Source organism: Burkholderia sp. MSMB0856, assembly GCF_001524645.2.
GTDB lineage: Bacteria > Pseudomonadota > Gammaproteobacteria > Burkholderiales > Burkholderiaceae > Burkholderia > Burkholderia diffusa.
This window is the reverse complement of record NZ_CP013428.1, coordinates 1,657,167-1,677,923: the sequence shown is the minus strand read 5'-3', so window position 1 is coordinate 1,677,923 and position 20,757 is coordinate 1,657,167. Positions and strand designations below refer to the sequence as shown.

General features: G+C 68.5%; 20 protein-coding genes. 14 read left to right on the top strand and 6 right to left on the bottom strand.

The window, feature by feature from the left end; genetic code table 11:
• Positions 1-392 precede the first annotated feature (392 nt).
• The 10 genes from WS87_RS25100 (at position 393) to WS87_RS25055 (ending at position 12,195) form a co-directional block, all read left to right on the top strand.
• Positions 393-1,133: a helix-turn-helix transcriptional regulator gene (locus tag WS87_RS25100; protein ID WP_059819381.1), complete on the top strand. Its 741-nt coding sequence runs from the start codon at positions 393-395 to the stop codon at positions 1,131-1,133.
• Between the two features lie 223 nt (positions 1,134-1,356).
• Positions 1,357-2,859, top strand: coding sequence for an aldehyde dehydrogenase family protein (locus WS87_RS25095; protein WP_059819687.1), 1,503 nt, complete (start codon positions 1,357-1,359; stop codon positions 2,857-2,859).
• An 88-nt stretch (positions 2,860-2,947) separates the two neighbouring features.
• Positions 2,948-4,288 carry an aspartate aminotransferase family protein gene (locus WS87_RS25090; RefSeq protein WP_059819380.1) on the top strand — a complete coding sequence of 447 codons (1,341 nt, stop codon included), beginning with the start codon at positions 2,948-2,950 and terminating at the stop codon, positions 4,286-4,288.
• A 251-nt stretch (positions 4,289-4,539) separates the two neighbouring features.
• Positions 4,540-6,042 (top strand): APC family permease, encoded by a 1,503-nt coding sequence (locus tag WS87_RS25085; protein WP_059819379.1) that lies wholly within the window; start codon positions 4,540-4,542, stop codon positions 6,040-6,042.
• On the top strand, positions 6,039-6,629 hold the full coding sequence (locus tag WS87_RS25080) for a DUF3156 family protein (RefSeq protein ID WP_059819378.1): 591 nt from the start codon (positions 6,039-6,041) through the stop codon (positions 6,627-6,629). Before WS87_RS25085 ends, WS87_RS25080 begins: the two co-directional genes overlap by 4 nt.
• 59 nt (positions 6,630-6,688) lie before the next feature.
• Entirely contained in the window at positions 6,689-7,627 is a 939-nt protein-coding gene (locus WS87_RS25075; RefSeq protein WP_059819686.1) for a helix-turn-helix domain-containing protein, read from the top strand.
• A gap of 171 nt (positions 7,628-7,798) precedes the next feature.
• Positions 7,799-9,007, top strand: a complete 1,209-nt coding sequence (locus tag WS87_RS25070; protein ID WP_059819377.1) for a porin — start codon at positions 7,799-7,801, stop codon at positions 9,005-9,007.
• Positions 9,008-9,195: 188 nt separating this feature from the next.
• On the top strand, positions 9,196-10,434 hold the full coding sequence (locus WS87_RS25065; RefSeq protein ID WP_059819376.1) for an ABC transporter substrate-binding protein: 1,239 nt from the start codon (positions 9,196-9,198) through the stop codon (positions 10,432-10,434).
• A 34-nt stretch (positions 10,435-10,468) separates the two neighbouring features.
• The gene (locus WS87_RS25060; protein ID WP_059819375.1) at positions 10,469-11,338 is read left to right on the top strand and encodes a carbohydrate ABC transporter permease; all 870 of its coding nucleotides are present in this window, start codon (positions 10,469-10,471) and stop codon (positions 11,336-11,338) included.
• The gene (locus WS87_RS25055; protein WP_059819685.1) at positions 11,335-12,195 is read left to right on the top strand and encodes a carbohydrate ABC transporter permease; all 861 of its coding nucleotides are present in this window, start codon (positions 11,335-11,337) and stop codon (positions 12,193-12,195) included. The genes WS87_RS25060 and WS87_RS25055 overlap by 4 nt, the downstream gene beginning before the upstream one ends.
• A gap of 9 nt (positions 12,196-12,204) precedes the next feature.
• Here WS87_RS25055 and WS87_RS25050 read toward each other — a convergent pair whose 3' ends face one another.
• The gene (locus WS87_RS25050) at positions 12,205-13,227 is read right to left on the bottom strand and encodes a LacI family DNA-binding transcriptional regulator (RefSeq protein ID WP_059819374.1); all 1,023 of its coding nucleotides are present in this window, start codon (positions 13,225-13,227) and stop codon (positions 12,205-12,207) included.
• Between the two features lie 6 nt (positions 13,228-13,233).
• Here WS87_RS25050 and WS87_RS25045 point away from each other — a divergent pair, with 6 nt between their 5' ends.
• A complete protein-coding gene (locus tag WS87_RS25045; RefSeq protein ID WP_159085705.1) occupies positions 13,234-14,166 on the top strand; it encodes a phosphatidylinositol-specific phospholipase C in 933 nt (310 codons plus the stop codon).
• 249 nt (positions 14,167-14,415) lie between these two features.
• Complete coding sequence (locus WS87_RS25040; protein WP_059526591.1) at positions 14,416-14,844, top strand: hypothetical protein; 429 nt, start codon at positions 14,416-14,418, stop codon at positions 14,842-14,844.
• 90 nt (positions 14,845-14,934) lie between these two features.
• On the opposite strand, the gene WS87_RS25035 is transcribed toward WS87_RS25040, so the two are convergent.
• Positions 14,935-15,546, bottom strand: coding sequence for a LysE family translocator (locus WS87_RS25035; RefSeq protein WP_059819373.1), 612 nt, complete (start codon positions 15,544-15,546; stop codon positions 14,935-14,937).
• Between the two features lie 83 nt (positions 15,547-15,629).
• Between WS87_RS25035 and WS87_RS25030 the strand changes: the two genes are divergently transcribed.
• Positions 15,630-16,157 (top strand): GNAT family N-acetyltransferase, encoded by a 528-nt coding sequence (locus tag WS87_RS25030; protein WP_059819372.1) that lies wholly within the window; start codon positions 15,630-15,632, stop codon positions 16,155-16,157.
• 15 nt (positions 16,158-16,172) lie between these two features.
• Here the strand turns inward: WS87_RS25030 and WS87_RS25025 are convergent, their stop codons facing one another.
• From WS87_RS25025 to gcvA, 3 genes are all read right to left on the bottom strand, one after another.
• A complete protein-coding gene (locus WS87_RS25025) occupies positions 16,173-17,234 on the bottom strand; it encodes an alkene reductase (protein WP_059819371.1) in 1,062 nt (353 codons plus the stop codon).
• 71 nt (positions 17,235-17,305) lie between these two features.
• Positions 17,306-17,614 (bottom strand): ArsR/SmtB family transcription factor, encoded by a 309-nt coding sequence (locus WS87_RS25020; RefSeq protein ID WP_044846683.1) that lies wholly within the window; start codon positions 17,612-17,614, stop codon positions 17,306-17,308.
• A 144-nt stretch (positions 17,615-17,758) separates the two neighbouring features.
• On the bottom strand, positions 17,759-18,658 hold the full coding sequence (gcvA, locus tag WS87_RS25015) for a transcriptional regulator GcvA (protein ID WP_059692181.1): 900 nt from the start codon (positions 18,656-18,658) through the stop codon (positions 17,759-17,761).
• A 122-nt stretch (positions 18,659-18,780) separates the two neighbouring features.
• On the opposite strand from gcvA, the gene WS87_RS25010 reads away from it, so the two are divergent.
• Positions 18,781-19,485 (top strand): SDR family oxidoreductase, encoded by a 705-nt coding sequence (locus WS87_RS25010; protein WP_059819370.1) that lies wholly within the window; start codon positions 18,781-18,783, stop codon positions 19,483-19,485.
• Between the two features lie 29 nt (positions 19,486-19,514).
• On the opposite strand, the gene WS87_RS25005 is transcribed toward WS87_RS25010, so the two are convergent.
• Complete coding sequence (locus WS87_RS25005; protein WP_059698998.1) at positions 19,515-20,654, bottom strand: patatin-like phospholipase family protein; 1,140 nt, start codon at positions 20,652-20,654, stop codon at positions 19,515-19,517.
• Positions 20,655-20,757: the final 103 nt, after the last annotated feature.

Sequence of the window (20,757 nt, the reverse complement as noted above, 5' to 3'; positions counted from 1 at the left end):
CGTCGCCGCGCCTTCGTTTCGAGGCCGCACGCGCGGCCGCTCCGGAAATTTCGTCGATCGTTCCGATCGCGCCTGATCGGCGCGCGCGATGTTCCGCACCGTCTTCGACGTCCATTCCCGGTCCCGCGGCTCGCGGCGCATGTCTTCCCGATGCAGATTCCGTCGTCGAGACACGGCCAGCGCGTGCGATGTCTCGCGCGACCCTCGACGGCCATCGTCGACCGCAGGGTTCGCGGCGCATGATTGCCTGACGTGAATTCCGTTGTCGCAACACGGCCGGCGCGTCCGCCATCCACCTCGCAGACGAATTGCCGATTTGTGCTCACCGGCCCATTTCGGCGCCGGTAGGCTGGCCCGAACTTCGACGCGTTCGGCCGCCGGCCGCTCCCATCATGCCGACCTCACCCGTTCCCTCCGATCACGAAGCCGCCGACTGGCAGCGCGCGCTGCGCGCGTGCGTCGACGCGTTCGACGCGTTCGTGAGCCCGTCCGCGATCGTGTTCTACCGGCTCGACCTGAGCGGCGAGCCGGCCGATTTCGAGCTGTTCGGCATGCCCGAGTCGATGCATCGCACCTACATCGCACGCTACCGGATGCTCGATCCGCTGCATCCGTCGCGCTGCGCGGCAGGCGCTCAGGCGGTCGTGACGCTCGCTTCCCAATTGCCTGACGAAAGACGCGATGCGTCCGCATACTGGACCCGTTTCCTGCGGCGGCACGATGTTGCCGACGTCGTCGAGATCTGGCTGCGCGACGACGCGGGCCGGACGATCGGTGCGTTTTCGCTGCTGCGCTTCGGGAAGGGTGACGCGGGCGGTGGCGCGGGCAATAGCACGGCGGGCCGGTTCGCGCCGGGCGAGATCGACGCGCTGGCACGGTTGCAGCCCGTTGTCGAAGCCGCGCTGTGCCCGCTGCTGCGCGCGCGGCGCGGGATTCACCGGATCGATTGCGAGGAGCGGCTGACCCATCGCGAGGAGCAGATCGCCCGCCTCGTACGCGACGGCCGCTCGAACAAGGAGATCGCGCGCGATCTCGCGCTCGGCCAGCCGACCGTCAAGACGCATCTGATGCGGATGTACCGCAAGCTCGGCGTGTCGAACCGCACCGAGCTGGTCGGCACGTTGTTCCTGTAGTTTTTTCGCACCCGCCTCGCACCCGCATGCCCCCCGCGCGATTCATCCGACGATAGCGCGGCCCTCGCACGCCGCCGTTCCACGATCCCGCCTCGCGCGCGTGTCGATCCTCCGCGCGTTTGCCAATTTGCGCTCACAGGGCGCGATCCCTCGTCGATACAGTGGTTCGACACCCGCATGCCGGCGCGCACGCGGCCCAGCCATGACAATCATCGAGACGCCCATGAGCACCACGAACTTCGTCGCGGTCAGCGACACCGTGCGCACCTTCGTCGCACGCGATTTCGGCCTTTTCATCGACGGCGCCATGCAGCCCGCGCACGCGGCCGCGCGGCTCGACGTGTACGACCCGGCGACCGGCGAGCGGCTCGCGACGGTCGCGGATGCGGACGCGCACGACGTCGACCGCGCCGTCGCCAGCGCGAAACTCGCATTCGACACGCGCGTGTGGAGCGGGCTGCGCCCGGCCGACCGCGAGCGCATCCTGCTGAAGCTCGCCGACCTGATCGAAGCCGACGCCGAAACGCTCGCGCAGCTCGAAACGCTGAACCAGGGCAAGTCGATCCACGTGTCGCGCGCGATCGAGGTCGGCGCGAGCGTCGAATACGTGCGCTACATGGCCGGCTGGGCGACCAAGATCACCGGCCAGACGCTCGACGTGTCGATCCCGTTCCCGCCCGGCGCGCGCTATACGGCCTATACGCGCAAGGAGCCGGTCGGCGTGGTCGCCGCGATCGTGCCGTGGAATTTTCCGCTGATGATCGCCGTGTGGAAGCTGATTCCGGCGCTCGCGGCCGGCTGCACGATCGTGTTGAAGCCGTCGCCGGAAACGCCGCTCACCGCGCTGCGCCTCGCCGAACTCGCCCTCGACGCCGGCGTGCCGCCCGGCGTGTTCAACGTCGTCACCGGCGGGCGCACGTGCGGCGCCGCGCTGGCGAGCCACCCGTCGATCGCGAAGATCTCGTTCACGGGCTCGACCGCGACCGGCAAGCGGGTCGGCGCGGCGGCCGTGCAGAACATGACGCGCTTCTCGCTCGAACTCGGCGGCAAGAACCCGATCGTGATGCTCGACGACGTCGACGTCGCGCAGGCGCTCGACGGCGTCGCCGCCGGCGCGTTCTTCAACCAGGGACAGGTGTGCGCGGCCGCGTCGCGCATCTACGTGCATCGCAGCAAGTTCGCGCAGCTCGCGGACGGCCTCGCGGGCGTCGCGCAGTCGATGAAGCTCGGCGCGGGCCTCGACACGACCGCGCAGATCAACCCGCTCGTCTCCGCGCACCATCGCGACACGGTCGTCCAGCACATCGAGGGCGCGCGCCGCGCGGGCCTCACGTTCCTCGCGGGCGGCACGCCGGCCGACGACCTGCCCGGCTACTACGTGAAGCCGGCCGTGATCGCCGATCCGCATCCCGACAGCGCGATCGTGCGCGACGAGGTGTTCGGTCCGGTGATCGTCGTCGTGCCGTTCGACGATGCGGCCGATGCCGTGCGTCTCGCGAACGCGTCGCCGTACGGCCTCGCCGCGAGCATCTGGAGCAACGACCTGAAGCGCGTGATGAATCTCGTGCCGCAGATCGAGGCCGGCACCGTATGGGTGAACTGTCACATTCCGCTCGACCCGTCGATGCCGTTCGGCGGCTACAAGCAGTCGGGCATCGGCCGCGAGTTCGGCCAGTACGCGATCGAAGGCTTCACCGAAACCAAATCCGTGTGCATCGCGCACTGACGCGCGGCGCCCGTTCCGAACACCCCGACAACCTCGAACCTCGCCCGTCCACGGCCGAGGTTCGAACGATCCGAAAGTGGAGACTGCAATGAGCTACAACGAAGCGAAGTTCTGGCACCCGATGCTGCACCCGAACGAAATGAAACGGCGCAAGCCGATCCGCATCGTGCGCGGCGACGGCTGCTACGTGTTCGACGAAACCGGCAAGCAGCTGGTCGACGGCGTCGCGGGCCTGTGGAACGTGAACGTCGGGCACAACCGCCAGGAAGTGAAGGATGCGATCGTGCGCCAGCTCGACGAACTCGAATACTTCCAGCTGTTCGACGGCATCTCGCATCCGCGCGCGGAAGAACTGTCGAAGAAGCTGATCGACATGCTGGAGCCGGAAGGGATGCGCCGCGTGCTGTACAGCTCGGGCGGCTCCGACTCGATCGAGACCGCGCTGAAGATCGCGCGCCAATACTGGAAAGTGCGCGGCCAGGCCGACCGCACGAAGTTCATCTCGCTGAAACAGGGCTATCACGGCACGCACTTCGGCGGCGCGTCGGTGAACGGCAACACGGTGTTCCGCCGCAACTACGAACCGAACCTGCCCGGCTGCTTCCACGTCGAGACGCCGTGGCTGTACCGCAATCCGTTCACGCAGGATCCGGAGGAACTCGGCCGGATCTGCGCGGAAATGCTGGAGCGCGAGATACAGTTCCAGAGCCCCGACACGGTCGCCGCGTTCATCGCCGAGCCGGTGCAGGGCGCGGGCGGCGTGATCGTGCCGCCGGCCAACTACTGGCCGCTCGTGCGCGAGGTGTGCGACCGCTACGGCGTGCTGCTGATCGCCGACGAAGTCGTGACGGGCTTCGGCCGCAGCGGCAGCATGTTCGGCAGCCGCGGCTGGGGCGTGCGCCCGGACATCATGTGTCTCGCGAAGGGAATCTCGTCGGGCTACGTGCCGCTCGGCGCGACGGCCGTGAACGCGCGGATCGAGGATGCGTTCGCCGCGAACGCGGACTTCGGCGGCGCGATCATGCACGGCTACACGTACGCCGGGCACCCGGTCGCGTGCGCGGCCGCGCTCGCGAGCCTCGACATCGTCGTGAAGGAAGACCTGCCGGCGAACGCGGCGAAGCAGGGCGCGTATCTGCTCGAAGCGCTGCAGTCGTTCCCCGAACGCTTCGCGGCCGTCGGCGAGGTGCGCGGCAAGGGGCTGATGCTGGCGCTCGACCTCGTCGCGAACAAGCAGACCCGCGAGCCGATCGACCCGCTGTCCGGCTATGCGAACGCGGTCGCGGAAGTGGCGCGCGAGCACGGCGTGCTGGTGCGCCCGGTCGGCACGAAGATCATCCTGTCGCCGCCGCTCGTGATCCGGCGCGAGCAGCTCGACCGGATCGTCGACGCGCTCGCGGCGGGCTTCGAGGCCGTGCCATTCGCGTGAGGCCGTGACGGCTGAGCGCATGACTGCGAACCGGCGGTGGAGGGCGGGATAACCCGTTCGCCACCGCCGGTTTGCCGATTTGCGCTATGACCGGATTATTTTGCCTGCGTATTTTCTCGACATCGGATCCGGATTGGATCGACAGGGGCCGGGTGGCGACGCGCCGAAGCGCCGCCCCGGGCCGACCGCGAAGCACGGAACGGAGCGGGCGCCGCAGCGCCGGCGCCGGCCCAAAAAGGAAGGAGACGAAGATGTCGGGATGGTCTGGAGTGACCGGCGCCGCGGGCGAGACGCCCGCCGGTGCGTCGGCTGAAGCGGGCGGCGGCACGGTGCTGAAGGCGGGCGCGGTCGGTTTTCCGACCGCGCTGGCGAGCGCCGTCGGCCTCATCATGGCGAGCCCGGTGATTCTCACCGCGACGTCGGGCTTCGGAATGGGCGGCTGGGCGTTCGCGGTCGCGATGATCATCGCGTTCGTGATGATGCAGGCGCAGGCGACGACGTTCTCCGAAGCCGCCGCGATGCTGCCGACGGCGGGCTCGGTTTACGATTACCTGTCGTGCGGGCTCGGCCGCTTCTGGGCGATCACCGGCACGATTTCCGCGTATTTCCTCGTACACGTGTTCGCCGGCACGGCGGAGACGATCCTGAGCGGCATCATGGCGCTCGTGAACTTCGAGTCGCTGAACGCCGCGTTCGAGAAGCACAACAGCTCGTGGCTCGTCGGCGTCGGGCTCGTCGTCACGTTCGCGATCACCAACGTCGTCGGCATCAAGGTATTCAGCAAGCTCGAGATCGTGCTGACGGCCGGCATGTGGCTGTCGCTGATGATCTTCGGCATCCTGGGCCTCGCGGCGGCGCCGGCCGTGCATCTCGACGGCTGGTTCGGCGGCTCGGAAGTCGGCACGTCGGTGCCGGCGGTGCTGTCGCTGGTCGGGATGGCGATGTTCATGTTCGTCGGGTGCGAGTTCGTCACGCCGCTCGCGCCGGAAATGAAGGCGCCGGGCCGCACGATTCCGCGCGCGATGGCGCTCGGCCTCGTCGGCGTCGCGATCTGCATGTTCCTGTACGGCGCGGCGATCCGCCGCCAGGTCGCGAACGTGCCGGTGAGCCCGGACGGCCTCACGCATCTGCTCGACACGCCGGGCGCGATTCCCGCGTTCGCGTTGCAGGTGCTTGGGCCCTTCGGCCGCGTGTGGTTCGGCATCGCGTTCCTGTGCGCGGGCGCTGCGACGATCAACACGCTGATGGCCGGGCTGCCGCGCATCCTGTACGGGATGGCGATCGACGGCGCGCTGCCGCGCTGCTTCGCGTATCTGCATCCGCGCTTCAAGACGCCGGTGGTCGGCATCGTCGCGTCGGCGATCGTGCCGATCTTCCATGCGTGGTTGATCAACGGCAACCTCGACAGCATCCTGCATCTCGTGCTCGCCGCGACCTGCGCGTGGGGTACCGCGTATCTGCTCGTCACCGCGTCGGTCGTGATGCTGCGCATCCGCCGCCCGGACCTGCCGCGTCCGTATCGTTCGCCGTTGTTCCCGCTGCCGCAGATCGTGTCGAGCGTCGGCATCGTGCTCGCGATCTGGTACATCACGCCGCCCGGCATGAACGCGCGCGACATCTACGTGCCGTTCGGCGCGATGCTCGGGCTCACCGCGCTGTACGCGCTGTTCTGGACGCTCATCGTGCAGCGCCGGCATCCGTTCAAGCCGGTGCCGGTCGAGGAAGTGCTGCGCAACGAGCACGTCGCGTCGTGAGGCTCGCATTCGCCCGGTGGCGCGCGGCGACCGACACGCCGCCGCCCGGCCACCGGCCCGGTGCGATTGCCGCGCGCGTGCTGGCCGACCTCGGTGCGGCGCGCGATGCGAGCAGCGGCGCCGCCGAACCTCTGGCACGGCTGCCGAATGGCGTGCACGTGGCCATCGAAGAACGCGTCGACCGTCAGTTCCTGATGCATACGGTCAGCGTGCAGGTGTCGACCAGCGCGGACGGCCCGGCCGGGCAGGGCCATGCCCGCGTGCTGCAGACCGGCTGGCTGCGGCGCACCGGGGTCGCGGCCGAGCCCGCAGCGGGATGCAGCCCCGGATTCGTGCGGGCGGTGGCCGCGCTCGTCGCCGATTCGTCACTCGCCGACGCGCTGCGCCCGCTGCACCTGACCGACTGCACGATCGCCGCGCGCGACGGGCGCTGGACGCTCGCCGTCGTGCCGTTCGGCGGCAGCGAGATCGTGAACCGGATGCCGTCGTTTCGCCGCTATGTCCGCCTGACCGGCGAGCAGGCCGCCGCGCTGTCGGCGGCCTGCCTTGCATTCGAAACTGCACTGCGCGGAATTTTGCGGGGGTAAGCTGTGCCGTTGCGCGCCGTGCGGCGCAACGTGGATCCAGGGTTTCACCGGAGATGCCGATGCTGTTCCAGTCACGCTCACACGAAGACGTGCATGACCACGGGCTCGCGATCGCGGGTTGGCATCAGGTCTACCGCCAGATGACGCCGGGCCGGTTCAGGGGCACCGTCACGCAGGTGCTGTACGACGAGTTCCATTTCTTCCGCGAGACGACCAACCGGCGTGTCGCACAAACCGGCCTCGCGCCGGCCGGGCGCACGTCGCTCGCGGTGCCGCTGTCGATGCCGCTCGCCGGCACGTTCCAGGGCCAGCCGGTCGATGGCTATGCGCTGCTCGCGCTGCGTGCCGGCGAGGATTTCGAATTCCACACGCCGGAAGGGATGGGGCTCGTCGGGATCAGCGCCGCGTCGGACATGATCGACGAGCTGTGCGAAGCCGAGTTCGGTGCGGCCGGCGCGCGCAAGCTGCGGCACGTCACGCGGTTGTCGGACGCGCAAGGCGTCGCGCTCGGCGCGCGGCTGTCGTCGCTGATCGACGACGCGCAGCGCAACCCCGGCTGCCTCGAATACGCGGCCACCCGCAAGATGTTCCGGGACGCGATGCTCGGCATGTTCCTCGATGCGCTCGACCAGGGCATCGGCGTCGAGCGCCGCGACATCACGCACGCGACCTACAGCGATATCGTCAGCCGTTGCGAGAAACACCTGCGCGACCGGCCCGAGGAACCCGTCACCGTGCTCGAGCTGTGCCGCGCGCTGCGCTGCAGCCGCCGCACGCTGCAGACGAGCTTCCAGCGCGTCGCCGACGTCACGCCGGTCGGCTATCTGCGCACGATCCGGCTGAATGCGGTGCGGCGCCTGCTGCGCACGACCTCGGCGCAGCAACTCGGTGTCGGCGAGGCCGCCGCGAGCTGGGGCTTCACGCATCTCGGCTATTTCGCACGCGAGTATCGCGATTTGTTTGGCGAGCTGCCGTCGCAAACTTTGCGTCCCGAATGACGTCTGCGCATCGCGACGGTGCCGCGGGGCACGGTCGCGTGTCGCCCGTTCGCTTCATCGTTTGCTGATTTGGGATAGAGGTCCCGAATTTTCGCTGGATAGAGTCCTGTCACCCATATCGACAACACAATCGATCTGCACTGCGAATCGATGACATCAGAGGGGCGGGACATGAAGATCGGACGAAGACTGGCCGCGAGCGCGGCCGCGCTGGGTTGCATGCACGCACACGCGCAAACCTCGGGCAGCGTGACGCTGTACGGCACCGTGGACACCGGCATCATCTATTCGACAAACCAGCAGTTCACGCGCGCCGACGGCAGCACGGGCGGCGGCCACGCATGGCAGATGGGCGGCGGCAACCTCGTGCCGTCCCGCTTCGGATTCCAGGGCGCCGAGCCGCTCGGCGGCGGGCTGAACGCGGTGTTTTCGCTCGAGCAGCAGTTCCTGTCCGCGAACGGGCAGGCGCTGCAGGGCGGCACGGCGTTCAGCCGGCAGGCGTGGGTCGGGCTGCGCCAGGATTCGATCGGCACGCTGGGCGTCGGCCGCCAATACGACTCGTACACGGACATGCTCGGCGCGTACGTGTCGAGCAACAACTGGGCGACGCCGTACGGCTCGCATCTCGGCGACGTCGACAACCTGAACGCCGCGTTCAACTTCAACAACGCGGTGAAGTTCACCAGCGCGGACTTCAACGGCCTGACGTTCGGCGGCACGTTCAGCTTCGGCGGACAGGCCGGCGATTTTTCCGCGAAGCGCGGCTATGCGGTCGCCGCGACCTATACGCGCGCGCCGGTCGCGTTCTCGGTCGGCTATCTCGACCTGCACCAGCCGCTCGACGCGGCGCTCGGCGGCGCGAGCGGCTATATCGGCGACTTCGCGTGCAGCAATCCGGGCGCGATGTACTGCCTGCTCCAGGACGCCGGCTCGATGCGCGCGTTCGGCGCTGGCGGCTCAGTGACGCTCGGCGCGGCGACGGTCGCGCTGACCTACACGCACACGCGCCTCGGCGACAGCCGCTATTTCTCGACCGGCGCGCAGCCGCGCACGCAGGCGTTCACGTTCGACGTCGGCGAGCTGAACGTCACGTATATGTTCACGCCCGCGCTGCAGGGCGGCGTCGCGTACATCTTCAATGCCGCACACACCGACGGGCGCGGCACGACGCGCTTCCATCAGGTCAACGTCGGCACGAACTACAGCCTGTCGAAGCGCACTGCGCTGTATGCGGTCGCGATCGGCCAGATCGCGAGCGGCACGGGGCTCGGCACCGACGCGAACGGCAATGCGGTGAACTACGCGCAGATTCCGGTGCTCGCGAACAGCAATTCGAGCCGGCAACTCGCGGTGATGGCCGGGATTCGTGTGAACTTCTGACGGCGCGCACGTGGCGAAGCGGGCGGGGCGGCCGGCTGCGATGGCCGGCCGGTTCCGCCGCCTGCCACAAATTCTTAACGATCGACGTGAACAATGGCGTTCGCTTCAGGACGCCCGAAGCGTCGCCGGCGTTGCACACGTGTGCAACGCGAGGCCGACTCGCCACCACGCCGATCGAGAGAGACCACATGACCTTGCTGAGCCGCCTGCGCGCGCTGTCCGCCGCCGTTGCGCTGTCCCTTGCCGCCTCGCACGCCTTCGCGGCGGATCTCGTCATCGCGGGCCGCGACGACATCTACGGCAAGGGGCTCGCCGACGCCGTCGCCGGCTTCACCAAGCTGCATCCGGGCACCGACATCGAGCTGCTCAAGCTGCCGAACGCGAACCTGTACCAGAAGCTGAAGCTGTCGATGCGCGAAGGCACCGGCATGTACGACCTCGTGATGATGGACGACACGTGGGCGCCCGAATTCATCGGCAACGGCTGGCTGAAGCCGCTGCCGGCATCGCTCGCGGACGCCGATCTCGTGCCGTCGGCGGTCGCGCTCGGGCGCAACGCGGCGGGCGCGCTGTACGCGCTGCCGATCGTCGGCAACGTCGAGATGTTCGCGTACCGGAAGGATCTGCTCGCGAAATACAAGCTGCAGCCGCCGCGCAACTGGGACGACGTGCTGAAGATCGCGCAGACCGTCGGCGGCGCGGACAAGAGCGTGTCGGGCGTCGTGTTCCGCGGCACCAAGGGCAACCCGGTCGTGACGGGCTTCCTGCCGATCCTGTGGGCCTACGGCGGCGACGTGTTCGACCGCGCCGGCAACGTGACGATCGATTCGCGCGAGTCGCAGGCCGCGTTGAAGACGTTCCTCGCGCTGAAGGCCTCCGCGCCGAAGGACGTCGACGTGTACGGCGCCGCCGAAGTGCGCGATGCGCTTCAGCGCGGCACGGCCGCGCAGTCGATCGAGGTGTGGCCGGCGTGGATTCCGGCGCTCGACGATCCGAAGCAGTCGCGCGTGGTCGGGCAGATCGCGCTGCAGCCGCCGCCCGGGCAGACGGCCGGCCCGGCGCCGATGCTCGGCATCTGGCAGATGGGCATTGCGAAGGACGCGCCGCACGCGAAGCTCGCGCAGGACTTCCTGGCCTACCTGAGTTCGCGCGATACGCAAACGCGCCTCGCCGGGATCGGCATTCCGCCGACGCGCCGCAGCGTGTTCGCCGATCCGGCGCTGGTGCGCCAGTACCGCTGGTATCCCGATCAACTGAAGGCGCTCGAGGCCGGCCGTGCGCGGCCGCGCGTGAAGGACTGGCAGCAGGTCGAGAGCATTCTCGGCGACCAGCTGCAACTCGCGCTGACCGGGCAGGCCGCACCCGACGCCGCGCTGCGTCAGGCGCAGCAGAAGATCGCGCAGGCGATGGCCGCGGCCGGCAAGTGACGGCTCGTCGCCACGCTTCAGCCGGAATCCGCGCATGAAAGCCCTCGGCCGCAGCCTGCCGTTCGTCGCGCTGCTCGGACCCGCGCTCCTGGTGCTGGCCGCGCTCGCGCTGTACCCGGTCGCGCAGGTGCTGATCGACTCGTTCTGCCAGGTCGACTACACGGCCGGCCGCCGCGCGTTCGCGGGGCTCGCGAACTATCGCGCGGTGCTCGGCGACGACGCGTTCGCGGCCGGCTTCGGCAACACGCTGCGTTTCACGATTGCGGCATCGTTCGTCGAAGTCGCGCTCGGCTTCGGCCTCGCGCTGCTGTTCGTGCGCGCGTTTCCGGGGCGGCGCATCGCGCTGCCGCTCGCGATCCTGCCGATGATGCTGTCCACGCTCGTGTGCTCGGCGATCTGGCGCAACTGGCTCAATTTCGACGGCTTCCTCAACGCGCTGCTCGCCGTGTTCGGCATCGAAGGCGTGCGCTGGCTGTCCGATCCGCATCTCGCGCTGTGGTCGCTCGCGCTCGTCGACGTGTGGCAGTGGACGCCGATGGCGTTCCTGATCGTGCTGGCCGGGCTGCAATCGATCCCGCAGGAGCTGTACGAAGCCGCGCGCACCGACGGCGCGAGCGAGTGGCAGTGCCTGCGCGACGTCACGCTGCCGCTCGCGGCGCCGCAGATCGGCCTCGCGTTGCTGCTGCGTTCGATCGACACGTTCAAGTTGTTCGACAAGGTCTATGCGTTGACGGGCGGCGGCCCCGGCAACGCGACGCAGACGCTGTCGACCTACATCTACGACACGGGCTTCCGCTTCTTCAACGTCGGGCCGGCGAGCGCCGCGTCGGTGCTGATGCTCGCGGCGTCCGCGCTGCTTGTTTCGGGGTACGTATGGCAGACGGTTCGCAAGCGGCGCGCATGACGGCGCGATCCGCGGGTATCGCGCACGCGCGAACGGGGGCCGCATTCGGTCGCGCGGCGCCGTGGATTCTGCGCGCCGCCGCGCTCGCGCTGTTGCTGCTGCCGTGCCTGTGGATGGCCGGCGCGGCGTTCATGCCGACGCTCGAGCGCCTCGATCATCCGCTGCGGATCGTGCCGGCCGCGCCGACGCTCGAGCATTTTGCGTCGGTCTGGTCGAACGGCATCGGCGCGCCGCTCGCCAATTCGCTGCTGGTCGGGTTTGGCACGACGCTGCTCGCGCTGACGCTCGCGTTTCCGGCCGCGTATGCGCTCGTGCGGCTGCGGTTTCCGGCCCGGCTGGACTTGCTGTTCCTGATGCTCGTGCTGGCACTGAAGCTGATGCCGCCGATCACGATCGCGGTGCCGTTGTTCGCGCTCGCGAAGCGGCTGCATCTGCTCGATTCGACGCTCGGGCTGATGCTCGCTTACCAGATCTACGCGTTGCCGATGGCGATCTGGATGCTGCTCGCGTTCGTACGCGACGTGCCGGTCGAATACGAGGAGGCCGCGTGCATCGACGGTGCGGGGCTCGCGCGGCGGCTCGTGCAGATCGTGCTGCCGCTGTGCGCGCCGGGGTTGATCGCGACTGCGATCTTCGTGTTCATTGCCGCCTGGAACGAGTTCCTGATCGCGCTGCTGTTCGTGTCGACGCCGAGCCGCTTCACGCTGCCGCTCGCCATCGCCGGCTACGTGACGGAGAACGGCATCGACTGGGGCGACCTGATGAGCGCGGGGCTGCTGGCGTCGCTGCCGACGCTTGCCGTGGCCGGCTACGTGCAACGCTACCTGCTGCGCGGCTTCGCGGGCGGGCTGAAGTGACGCGACACGTTACGCGCAGCTGTGCCGGACCACGTGCGTAACCGGCACGACACGCGTGCGCGATACGCCGTCGAACGTCTGGATCCGGTCGGCGAGCAGGTCGACGGCCGCGTGCGCGAGGCCTTGCGTGTCCTGGCGCAGCGTCGTGAGGCGATACGCGCCGTATTCGGCGGCGGGAATGTCGTCGAAGCCGATCACCCGCACCTCGTCGGGCACGTGCAGGCCGAACGCGTCGCGGGCGGCGTCGATCACGCCGAGCGCGAGCAGGTCGGACGAGCAGAACACGCCGTCCGGGCGCTCGCCGGACGCGAACAGTTGCCGCGCGGCATCGATGCCGCATGCATGCGTATCGGAGTGCGTATCGATCACGTGGACGAGCGCCGCATCGAACGCGTCGCCGCGTTGCAGCGCCTGCTCGAACGCATCCGCACGTGCGCGTGCGCTGTAGCTCGCGGTGCGCGGCCCGACGAACGCGAGCCGGCGCGCACCGGCCCGCACGAGCCGTTGCGCGGCATGGGCGGCACCCGCCGCGTTGTCGCTGATGACGACGTCTGCGCCCGGCAGGTTCGCTTCTCGATTGATCATCACGACGGGAATCCGGTGATCGAGATACTGGCGCGCGACCGACAGCGGCGGCGACGCGGACGTCATCACGAGGCCCGCGATCCGGTAGCTGAGCAGCCGCTCGAGCGATTGCCGGACTTGATGCGGATCATCCGCATTGGTGACCAGCGGCGTGAACGCGCGCTGGCCGAGCGCGGCCATCAGGTCCGACAGCAGCCGCGCGCGGAACGGATTCTCGAACCCGGCCGTCACGACGCCGATCATGCTGCTGCGCTGCGTGATCATGTCGCGTGCGATCAGGTTGACCTGGTAGCCGAGCGCACGCGCGGCCACCATCACGCGTTCGCGCGTTTCGGGTGCGATGCTCGCCGTCGGCGAGAACGCGCGCGACACCGCGGAGCGCGACACGCCGGCCCGCACGGCGACATCCGACGCGGTCACCCACGTTTTTCTTTCCTTGTCAGTCATCGATTCATGATCCCTTCGCGATACGAAGCTTCCACGCCGCTGGCCGACTGGATGTCGGCGCTCGACGACGCGCGGCCGCTGCATACGCTGACCCTACCGGGAAGCCATGACACCTGTGCGTATACGGTCGACGATCCGCTCGTGCGCACGCAACGCGCGCCGCTCGCCGCGCAGCTCGCGCACGGCGTGCGGCTGCTCGACATCCGCTGCCGGCACCGCTGCGATGCGTTCGACATTCATCACGGCGGGATCGCGCTCGGCATGTCATTCGACGACGTGCTCGCGGACTGTGCGCGTTTTCTCGATGCGCATCCGCGCGAATGCATCGTGATGTCGGTGAAGGACGAATGGCCGGCGCAGGCGTGCACCCGCAGTTTCGATGCGACGTTCGATGCGCATCGTGCGCGGCACCCACGGTTGCGATGGCACGCGGGCGGCGCGCTGCCGGCGCTCGGCGACGTGCGCGGCGCGGTGGTGTTGCTGCGGCGGTTCCGCAGCAGCCGGCCGCTGGGCGTCGACCTGACCGCGTGGCCCGACAACGCGACCTTCACGATCGATCATCCCGATGCGGCGTTCGTGATCCAGGACGAATACCGCGTGCCCGTTGCCGGGTCGATCAACTACAAGTGGCGCGCGATCGATGCACTGTTGACCGGCATGCCGTCGCCGGAAAGCGGCCGCTGGGCGATCAATTTCTGCAGCGGTACGGGGATGGGCGCGAATCCGTCGGTGGTCGCGCGTGGCGACGGCAGGGTGCAGGGGATTCAGGCGCGGCTCGCGGAGCGGTTGAGCGCGCAAAGTGGTTCATATGGCGCGATGCTGCTCGATTTCTGCGACGACGATGACTGGGCATTGGTGCGGGCGCTGGTTGCGTGCAACGATCACGTGCCCGAGCCGGGTGGCGCGCGCAGGCTGGCCCGCAATTCCCGCTTCCCGTGAAGATCGGCACGTTGCCGAATGTGTGACGAGCGGTCCATGTTGCGAAACGAGGTGGATGGATAAGGTTGAACCGTCCGTGGCCGGCGCGGTTCGATCGAGTCCGTCGCGGATATCCGGATGTTTCTCAACTCGGCGGGAGGCAACGGGCACGTGTGCCCGGCATCGCGCCGGCCCATGAACGTCGTCGTGGCAAGCAGCGCCCGATTCGCCGCGAACCGTCCACGACGCAGGACTGCAAGGAGAGAGGTCATGGCAACGCTCGTCAACATCATGCAGGGCACCCCGAACGCGGTGCAGATCTGGGGCTTTCACGGCCCGTGCAATGTCAGGGACGTCGCAGCGGCATTGAATACCATCGCGTCGGGATTGAGCGGTGACGGCCACACGATTCACATCATGTCGGGAACGCACGGCTATTGCGCGGGGCAGGTCGGTGCAGTCGCCACGCGCGAACAGCGATTCGCCGCGGAAGACCGGGCGCTGGCTTCACCGAAGACGAAGGACAACAAGCCGGTCGCGGTTGCGGTACACGACTTCAATACGGCGAAGCTGCCCGCGCCGGATTACGTGACGGCGGCGATGGCGAAGCTGAACGGCGACATGCGCGCGATCGTGCAGGGCGACGCGGGCACCGCAACGTTCCTGCTTGCGTATTGCTGCAGCGCCGGGACGCCGTAACGCGCCGTCGTGCGCTGACGGGCGGGCGTGGCGGTCCGCCCCGTTTCGCAACGACGAGACGTCGTGCGGATGCGCGTGCGACCGCGCCGTTCAGCGCGTCGCGATCGCCACCGCCGCACCGGCCATCGCCGTCGCGCTGGTGCGGTTCGCGATCCGCTTCGCGCGTGCCGACGTGAGGAACGCACGCGCACGCGACGCGAGCAGCGACCAGAAGCAGTCGGCCAGGATCAGGACCGCGAGCATCGTGCCGACGAGCTCGGCCCACGCGATGACACCGACGTGCGTCAGGTCGACGATCGTCGGCAACAGTGCGAGATAGAAGAGCATGATCTTCGGATTGCCGAGCGTGACCAGCGTGCCCGCGACGAACATGCGCCACGGCGACTGGCCGCGCGGCAGGTCGCCGGCCTTCGTGTCGGTCGGCGCGGTCCACATCTTCCACGCGAGGAACAGCAGGTACGCGACACCGAGCAGCTTCAGCACGAGCAGCCCCGTCTCGAACGTGTGCGCGAACGCGGACAGCCCGGCAACCGCGAGCGTGAGCCACAGCGCCTCGCCGATCCACATCGCGGCGAGGAACGGCAGCACGTCTCGCACGCCGTTCGTCAGCACGCGCGCGACGAGCGCGGCGACGCTCGGGCCGGGCGTGCCGGCGGTGACGAGCAGGGCGATGGCGAACACGGTGAGCGCGGACAGCGTCATGACGAACCTCGTGGGCAGGGCGTTCGAAACGTATGAACTTTCGATTATAGTGACGGCCGTTCCCGCCTGCCTACCTCGTCGTGATGACAGTATCGATCTGGATTCGTCCCGCCACGCGGGAAGACGCGGCCGCGATGGCCGCCGTGGAAGTGGCCGCCGCCCAGCGCTTTCGCGACATCGGCATGCCAGACATCGCCGAAGGCGAGCCGACCGATGCGGCCGACGTGCGGATGCGCATCGACGACGGTCGCGCGTATGTCGCGACGGACGAAGCGGGGACGTGCGTGGGTTTTGCGTTCTACCGGCTGCTCGATGCGCAGCGGTTTTATCTGGAGGAGCTGGATGTCGCGCCGTCGCACGCGGGGCAGCGGATCGGCGCGCGCCTGATCGAACGGATCATGACGCGCGCCGCGCAAGACGGCATCGCCCAGGTCGTGCTTTCGACGTTCCGCGATGCGCCGTGGAATGCGCCGTACTACACGCGCCTCGGCTTCGGCATCATCGACGACGCATCGCTCGACGACACGTTGCGCGCGATTCGCGCGCATCACGTCGCACGCGGGCTCGACGAGACGCAGCGCGTGTTCATGCGCGCGGACGTGCGCGCATGAACACGCCGCCGGCCGTCAGGCCGCGTCGCTGAGCGCCGGGTAGTCGGTGTAACCCGTTTCGCCTTCGGCGTAGAACGTCTCCGGCACCGGCTTGTTCAGCGGAGCGCCGAGCTCGAGGCGGCGCGGCAGGTCCGGGTTCGCGATGAACAGCTTGCCCCACGCGATCGCGTCGGCGTGGCCGCTCGCGAGCGTTTCCTGCGCCGATTCGAGCGTGAACTGCTCGTTCGCGATCAGCGGGCCGCCGAACGCCTCCTTCAGACGCGGGCTCAACTGGTCGCCCGAATACGATTCACGCGTGAAGATGAACGCGATCTTGCGGCGGCCGAGTTCGCGCGCGACGTAACCGAACGTCGCGGCTGGGTCGGAATCGCCCATCGTATGCGCGTCGCCGCGCGGCGCGAGATGCACGCCGACACGGCCCGCACCCCACACGTCGATCGCCGCGTCGACCACTTCGAGCAGCAGGCGCGCGCGGTTCTCGATCGGGCCGCCGTACGCGTCGGTGCGGAGGTTGGTGCTGTCCTGCAGGAACTGGTCGAGCAGGTAGCCGTTCGCGCCGTGGATCTCGACGCCGTCGAAGCCGGCCTTCTTCGCGTTTTCGGCGCCCTTGCGGTATGCGGCGACGATGCCCGGAATTTCATCGAGTTCGAGCGCGCGCGGCGTCACGAACGGGCGCGGCGGCCGCACGAGGCTCACGTGACCGCCCGCGGCGATCGCGCTCGGCGCGACCGGCAGGTCGCCGTTCAAAAACACCGGATCCGAGATCCGGCCGACGTGCCAGAGTTGCAGCACGATGCGGCCGCCGGCCGCGTGCACGGCCTGCGTCACGCGCTTCCAGCCTTCCACCTGCTCGTCGGACCAGATGCCCGGCGTGTCCGCGTAGCCGACGCCCTGCGGCGTGACCGAAGTTGCTTCGCTGATGATCAAGCCGGCCGACGCGCGCTCGGCGTAATAGCGGGCCATCAGGTCGTTGGGCACGCGCGCGCTGCCTGCGCGGGCACGGGTGAGCGGCGCCATCACGACGCGGTTCGGCAGGGTCAGGTCGCCGAGGGTAACGGGATCGAACAGGGTGGGCATGGCAGATAACCTTTTCAGAAAGGCGGGCTTACGGCCGCGTCGTGCGCGGCGTGCGGCCCGCGCGGCCTGGGTCAGAGTTCGCGGCGCAGGGCGTCGAGAAATGCGTCGATGACGGCCTCGTTGCGCTGGAAGAACGCCCACTGGCCGATCCGCGTCGACGTCACGAGCCCCGCGCGCTGCAGCGTCGCAAGGTGCGCGGAGACGGTCGACTGCGACAGCCCGCAACGCGCGTCGATCTGCCCGGCACAGACGCCGTGGTCGTACGGCAGCGTCTGCTCCGGGAAATGCGCGCCCGGCGTTTTCAGCCAGACGAGGATTTCCCGGCGCACGGGGTTCGAAAGCGCTTTCAGGATCGCGTCGATGTCGAGTTCGGTCGGCATGGAAAGGTGTGGTGTTCGGAGCGTTCGGTCGGAAAGCCGGCGCAAACGGGTATCGTCGATGGGCGAATCATATATCGGAAAATTGCGATATGCGTGAAGGCACTGACGCGAGTGGGGTTGTCGATCGGCCGGAGCATCAGCGAATCACGCGCCCCCGTATTGCGCGAACAGCCAGCGGCGCATGGCCTCGAGCGCTTCCGAATGCGCATTGGCCTGCGGAAAGACGACGTAAAACCCGAGCGACATCGGAAACGAAAAATCGAACACGCGGCGCAGCCGGCCTTCCGCGATATCGCGTTCGACGAGCGGCTCGCTGGTCAGCGCGATGCCTTGACCCGCGACGGCGGCGTCGATGGCGAGCAGCGACTGGCTGAACCGCGGCCCTTTCGTCGGATCGGTCTGCCCCGTTCCGCCGAGCTTCTCGATGAACTCCGGCCACAGGTCGTGCGCGTCGTGCAACAACGCATGCTTCGACAAGTCCGCGGGAGTGCGGATCGGCGGGCCGCTGTCGAGCAGTGTCGGGCTGGCGACCGCGAAGATGTCGAGCGGAAACAGCAATTGCGCGACCAGGCCGGCCGGGAACGGGGGCTTGCCGAGCCGGATCGCGATGTCGACGCCGTCGGCGCGGAACGACGCAAGGCGCTCGTCGGCGATGACGCGAACCTCGATGTCGGGGTGCAGGCGACCGAAGTCCGACAGGCGCGGGATCAGCCACTTCGACGCGAACGACGGCGTCGTGCTGACCGCCAGGACCATGGGGCGCTGGCCCAGGGCGTCCGTGGCATCGGCGATGATCTGCAGCGCGCGCTGGACCGACGAAAAATACTCGAGCCCTTCGCGCGTCAGCGCCAGCCCCCTGGGCAGCCGCCGGAACAGCTGAATCTCCACGACGTCCTCCAGATGCCTGACCTGCTGCGCCACCGCGCCCTGGGTCACGCCGAGTTCGTCGGCGGCCAGCCGGAAATTGAGGTGGCGCGCGGCGGCCTCGAACGCGCGAAGCGCGTTGAGCGGCGGGAACCGGCGGGTACGCGATAGAGCTTTCATGCAGTAGAAAATCTACAGGGTGTGTGGAGAAATCATCGTTCGACAAGGCGATTATAGAGTTCTAGAGTTGGCGCTTTGGAACGACGATTGCGGCATTGGGCCGACCTATCCGGGAGAACAGCATGACTGTAGAGAAAGTGGCATTGGTGACGGCGGCGGGCAAGGGCATGGGCGCGGCGATCGCGCGGGATCTTGCGAGCAACGGTTATCGTGTCGCGCTGATGTCGCCGTCCGGCAGCGCGGTCGAGCTTGCCGGGGAACTCGGCGGTTTCGGCATGGCGGGGTCCGTCACCGAAGACGCCGATATCGAGCGCTTCGTGAACGGGACGCTCGCGAAGTACGGCCGCATCGACGCGGTCGTCAACAACACCGGGCATCCGCCGAAGGGAGACCTGCTCGCCATCGAGGACGACAAGTGGCACGCAGGGCTCGACCTGATCGTGCTCAACGTCGTTCGCGTGCTGCGCCGGGTGACGCCCGTCTTCCTGAAGCAGGGCGGCGGCGCGGTGGTCAACATTTCGAGCTTCGCGGCCGACGCGCCCGAGCAGGCGATGCCGGTGTCGTCCGCGCTGCGCGCTGCGCTGAGTTCCGTCACGCGCCTGTACGCCGATCGGTATGCGAAGGACAACATCCGCATCAATTCGGTGCTGCCCGGCTTCATCGACAGCTGGCCGGAGACGCCCGAGATCGTCGCCCGCATTCCAGTCGGCCGCTTCGGCAGGACGCAGGAGATCGCGCAGACCGTGACGTTCCTGCTGTCGGAAGGCGCCGGCTACATCACCGGGCAGAACATCCGCGTCGACGGCGGGATCGTGCGCGCACTGTAAGCGGAGGGCGGGGCGCGACGCCCGCGCCATCAGTTGTGCCGCTCGCCGATCCGGTTTTCTTCCGGACTCCAGACGCTGAGCCCTTCCGTCGGGTCCATCGGCACGTCCCAGGGCCGCGCGGCGATCGCCTGCATCGTCGCGTCGAACCCGGCCTGCCGGCGCGCCGCGATGCCGGCGGGTGTGAAATCGATGTCCTTCCACTGATCGTCGCCGTCGAGCCGCGGCGCCGCGAGCTTGATCACGTGCATCGTGGTCTGGCAGCCCCACGCGGCGAGTGCCTTCACATCGGCCGTCGTGCGCTCCGCCTCGGGCAGCCGCATGACCAGTTCCCGGATCACGTGGCGCAGCCGGTGAATCTGCTGCTGCCGCGCGATGTTGCTGTCGGTGCGGCTCGCGTACTGGATGTCCTTCTGCCGCTCCGACACCTGCCAGATGCTTTGCGGCTCCGGCCCGACCGGATTCCACATCTGCACCGAGAAGATGATCGAGCTGCGGCGCGGCGCGTCGTCCAGCACGACCTCGACCGGCGTATTCGAATAGATGCCGCCGTCCCAGTAGGGCGTGCCGTCGACCCGCACGGCCGGGAACGCGGGCGGCAGCGCGCCCGAACTCATCACATGGTCGATGCCGAGCGGCCGGTCGCGCGAATCGAAATAGCGCATCGTGCCCGTGCACGCGTTGACCGCGCCGACGGTCAGTCGCGGCCGGCCCGCGTTCAGCAGGTCGAGATCGACGAGCGACGCCAGCGTGTCGCGCAGCGGCTCGACCACGTAGTACGACGCGCGCTCGACGCCGACCCGCGCCAGCGGCCCGAACCACGCGGCGGGATTCGGCCGGAAGAATCCCGGGAGGCCCGCGCCGATGACCGCGAGTTCCGAGCCGATCTTGTCCCAGCTCGTCGGGAAGCCCGGCACGTTCACGGCGGGCCGTTCGGTGACGTGTCGCCAGAATTCGGCCATCCGTTGCGCGCGGTGTCCGGGCGCGTTGCCGGCGATCAGCGCCGCGTTGATCGCGCCGATCGACGTGCCGATGACCCAGTCGGGCTGAATGCCCGCCGCATCCATCGCCTCGAATACGCCGAGCTGGTACGCACCGAGCGCGCCGCCGCCCTGGAGCACGAGCACGACCTGGCCCGGCAGTTTCGGGTGTGCGGGTTGACTTGCCGTCATCGCTTGCCTCGTGGTCGGTGACGGCCGGCGGGGGCCGGCCGGATGGAACCAGTGTAGGCGATCGTCGGGCTTCGCTCCGCGATGTCGGATCTTCGCGCGTATG

Coding starts and splice junctions, on each gene's coding strand:
- WS87_RS25100 (WP_059819381.1), top strand. CDS start 393: ATGCCGACCTCACCCGTTCCCTCCGATCACGAAGCCGCCGACTGGCAG.
- WS87_RS25095 (WP_059819687.1), top strand. CDS start 1,357: ATGAGCACCACGAACTTCGTCGCGGTCAGCGACACCGTGCGCACCTTC.
- WS87_RS25090 (WP_059819380.1), top strand. CDS start 2,948: ATGAGCTACAACGAAGCGAAGTTCTGGCACCCGATGCTGCACCCGAAC.
- WS87_RS25085 (WP_059819379.1), top strand. CDS start 4,540: ATGTCGGGATGGTCTGGAGTGACCGGCGCCGCGGGCGAGACGCCCGCC.
- WS87_RS25075 (WP_059819686.1), top strand. CDS start 6,689: ATGCTGTTCCAGTCACGCTCACACGAAGACGTGCATGACCACGGGCTC.
- WS87_RS25070 (WP_059819377.1), top strand. CDS start 7,799: ATGAAGATCGGACGAAGACTGGCCGCGAGCGCGGCCGCGCTGGGTTGC.
- WS87_RS25065 (WP_059819376.1), top strand. CDS start 9,196: ATGACCTTGCTGAGCCGCCTGCGCGCGCTGTCCGCCGCCGTTGCGCTG.
- WS87_RS25060 (WP_059819375.1), top strand. CDS start 10,469: ATGAAAGCCCTCGGCCGCAGCCTGCCGTTCGTCGCGCTGCTCGGACCC.
- WS87_RS25055 (WP_059819685.1), top strand. CDS start 11,335: ATGACGGCGCGATCCGCGGGTATCGCGCACGCGCGAACGGGGGCCGCA.
- WS87_RS25050 (WP_059819374.1), bottom strand. CDS start 13,227: ATGACTGACAAGGAAAGAAAAACGTGGGTGACCGCGTCGGATGTCGCC.
- WS87_RS25045 (WP_159085705.1), top strand. CDS start 13,234: ATGATCCCTTCGCGATACGAAGCTTCCACGCCGCTGGCCGACTGGATG.
- WS87_RS25040 (WP_059526591.1), top strand. CDS start 14,416: ATGGCAACGCTCGTCAACATCATGCAGGGCACCCCGAACGCGGTGCAG.
- WS87_RS25035 (WP_059819373.1), bottom strand. CDS start 15,546: ATGACGCTGTCCGCGCTCACCGTGTTCGCCATCGCCCTGCTCGTCACC.
- WS87_RS25030 (WP_059819372.1), top strand. CDS start 15,630: ATGACAGTATCGATCTGGATTCGTCCCGCCACGCGGGAAGACGCGGCC.
- WS87_RS25025 (WP_059819371.1), bottom strand. CDS start 17,234: ATGCCCACCCTGTTCGATCCCGTTACCCTCGGCGACCTGACCCTGCCG.
- WS87_RS25020 (WP_044846683.1), bottom strand. CDS start 17,614: ATGCCGACCGAACTCGACATCGACGCGATCCTGAAAGCGCTTTCGAAC.
- gcvA (WP_059692181.1), bottom strand. CDS start 18,658: ATGAAAGCTCTATCGCGTACCCGCCGGTTCCCGCCGCTCAACGCGCTT.
- WS87_RS25010 (WP_059819370.1), top strand. CDS start 18,781: ATGACTGTAGAGAAAGTGGCATTGGTGACGGCGGCGGGCAAGGGCATG.
- WS87_RS25005 (WP_059698998.1), bottom strand. CDS start 20,654: ATGACGGCAAGTCAACCCGCACACCCGAAACTGCCGGGCCAGGTCGTG.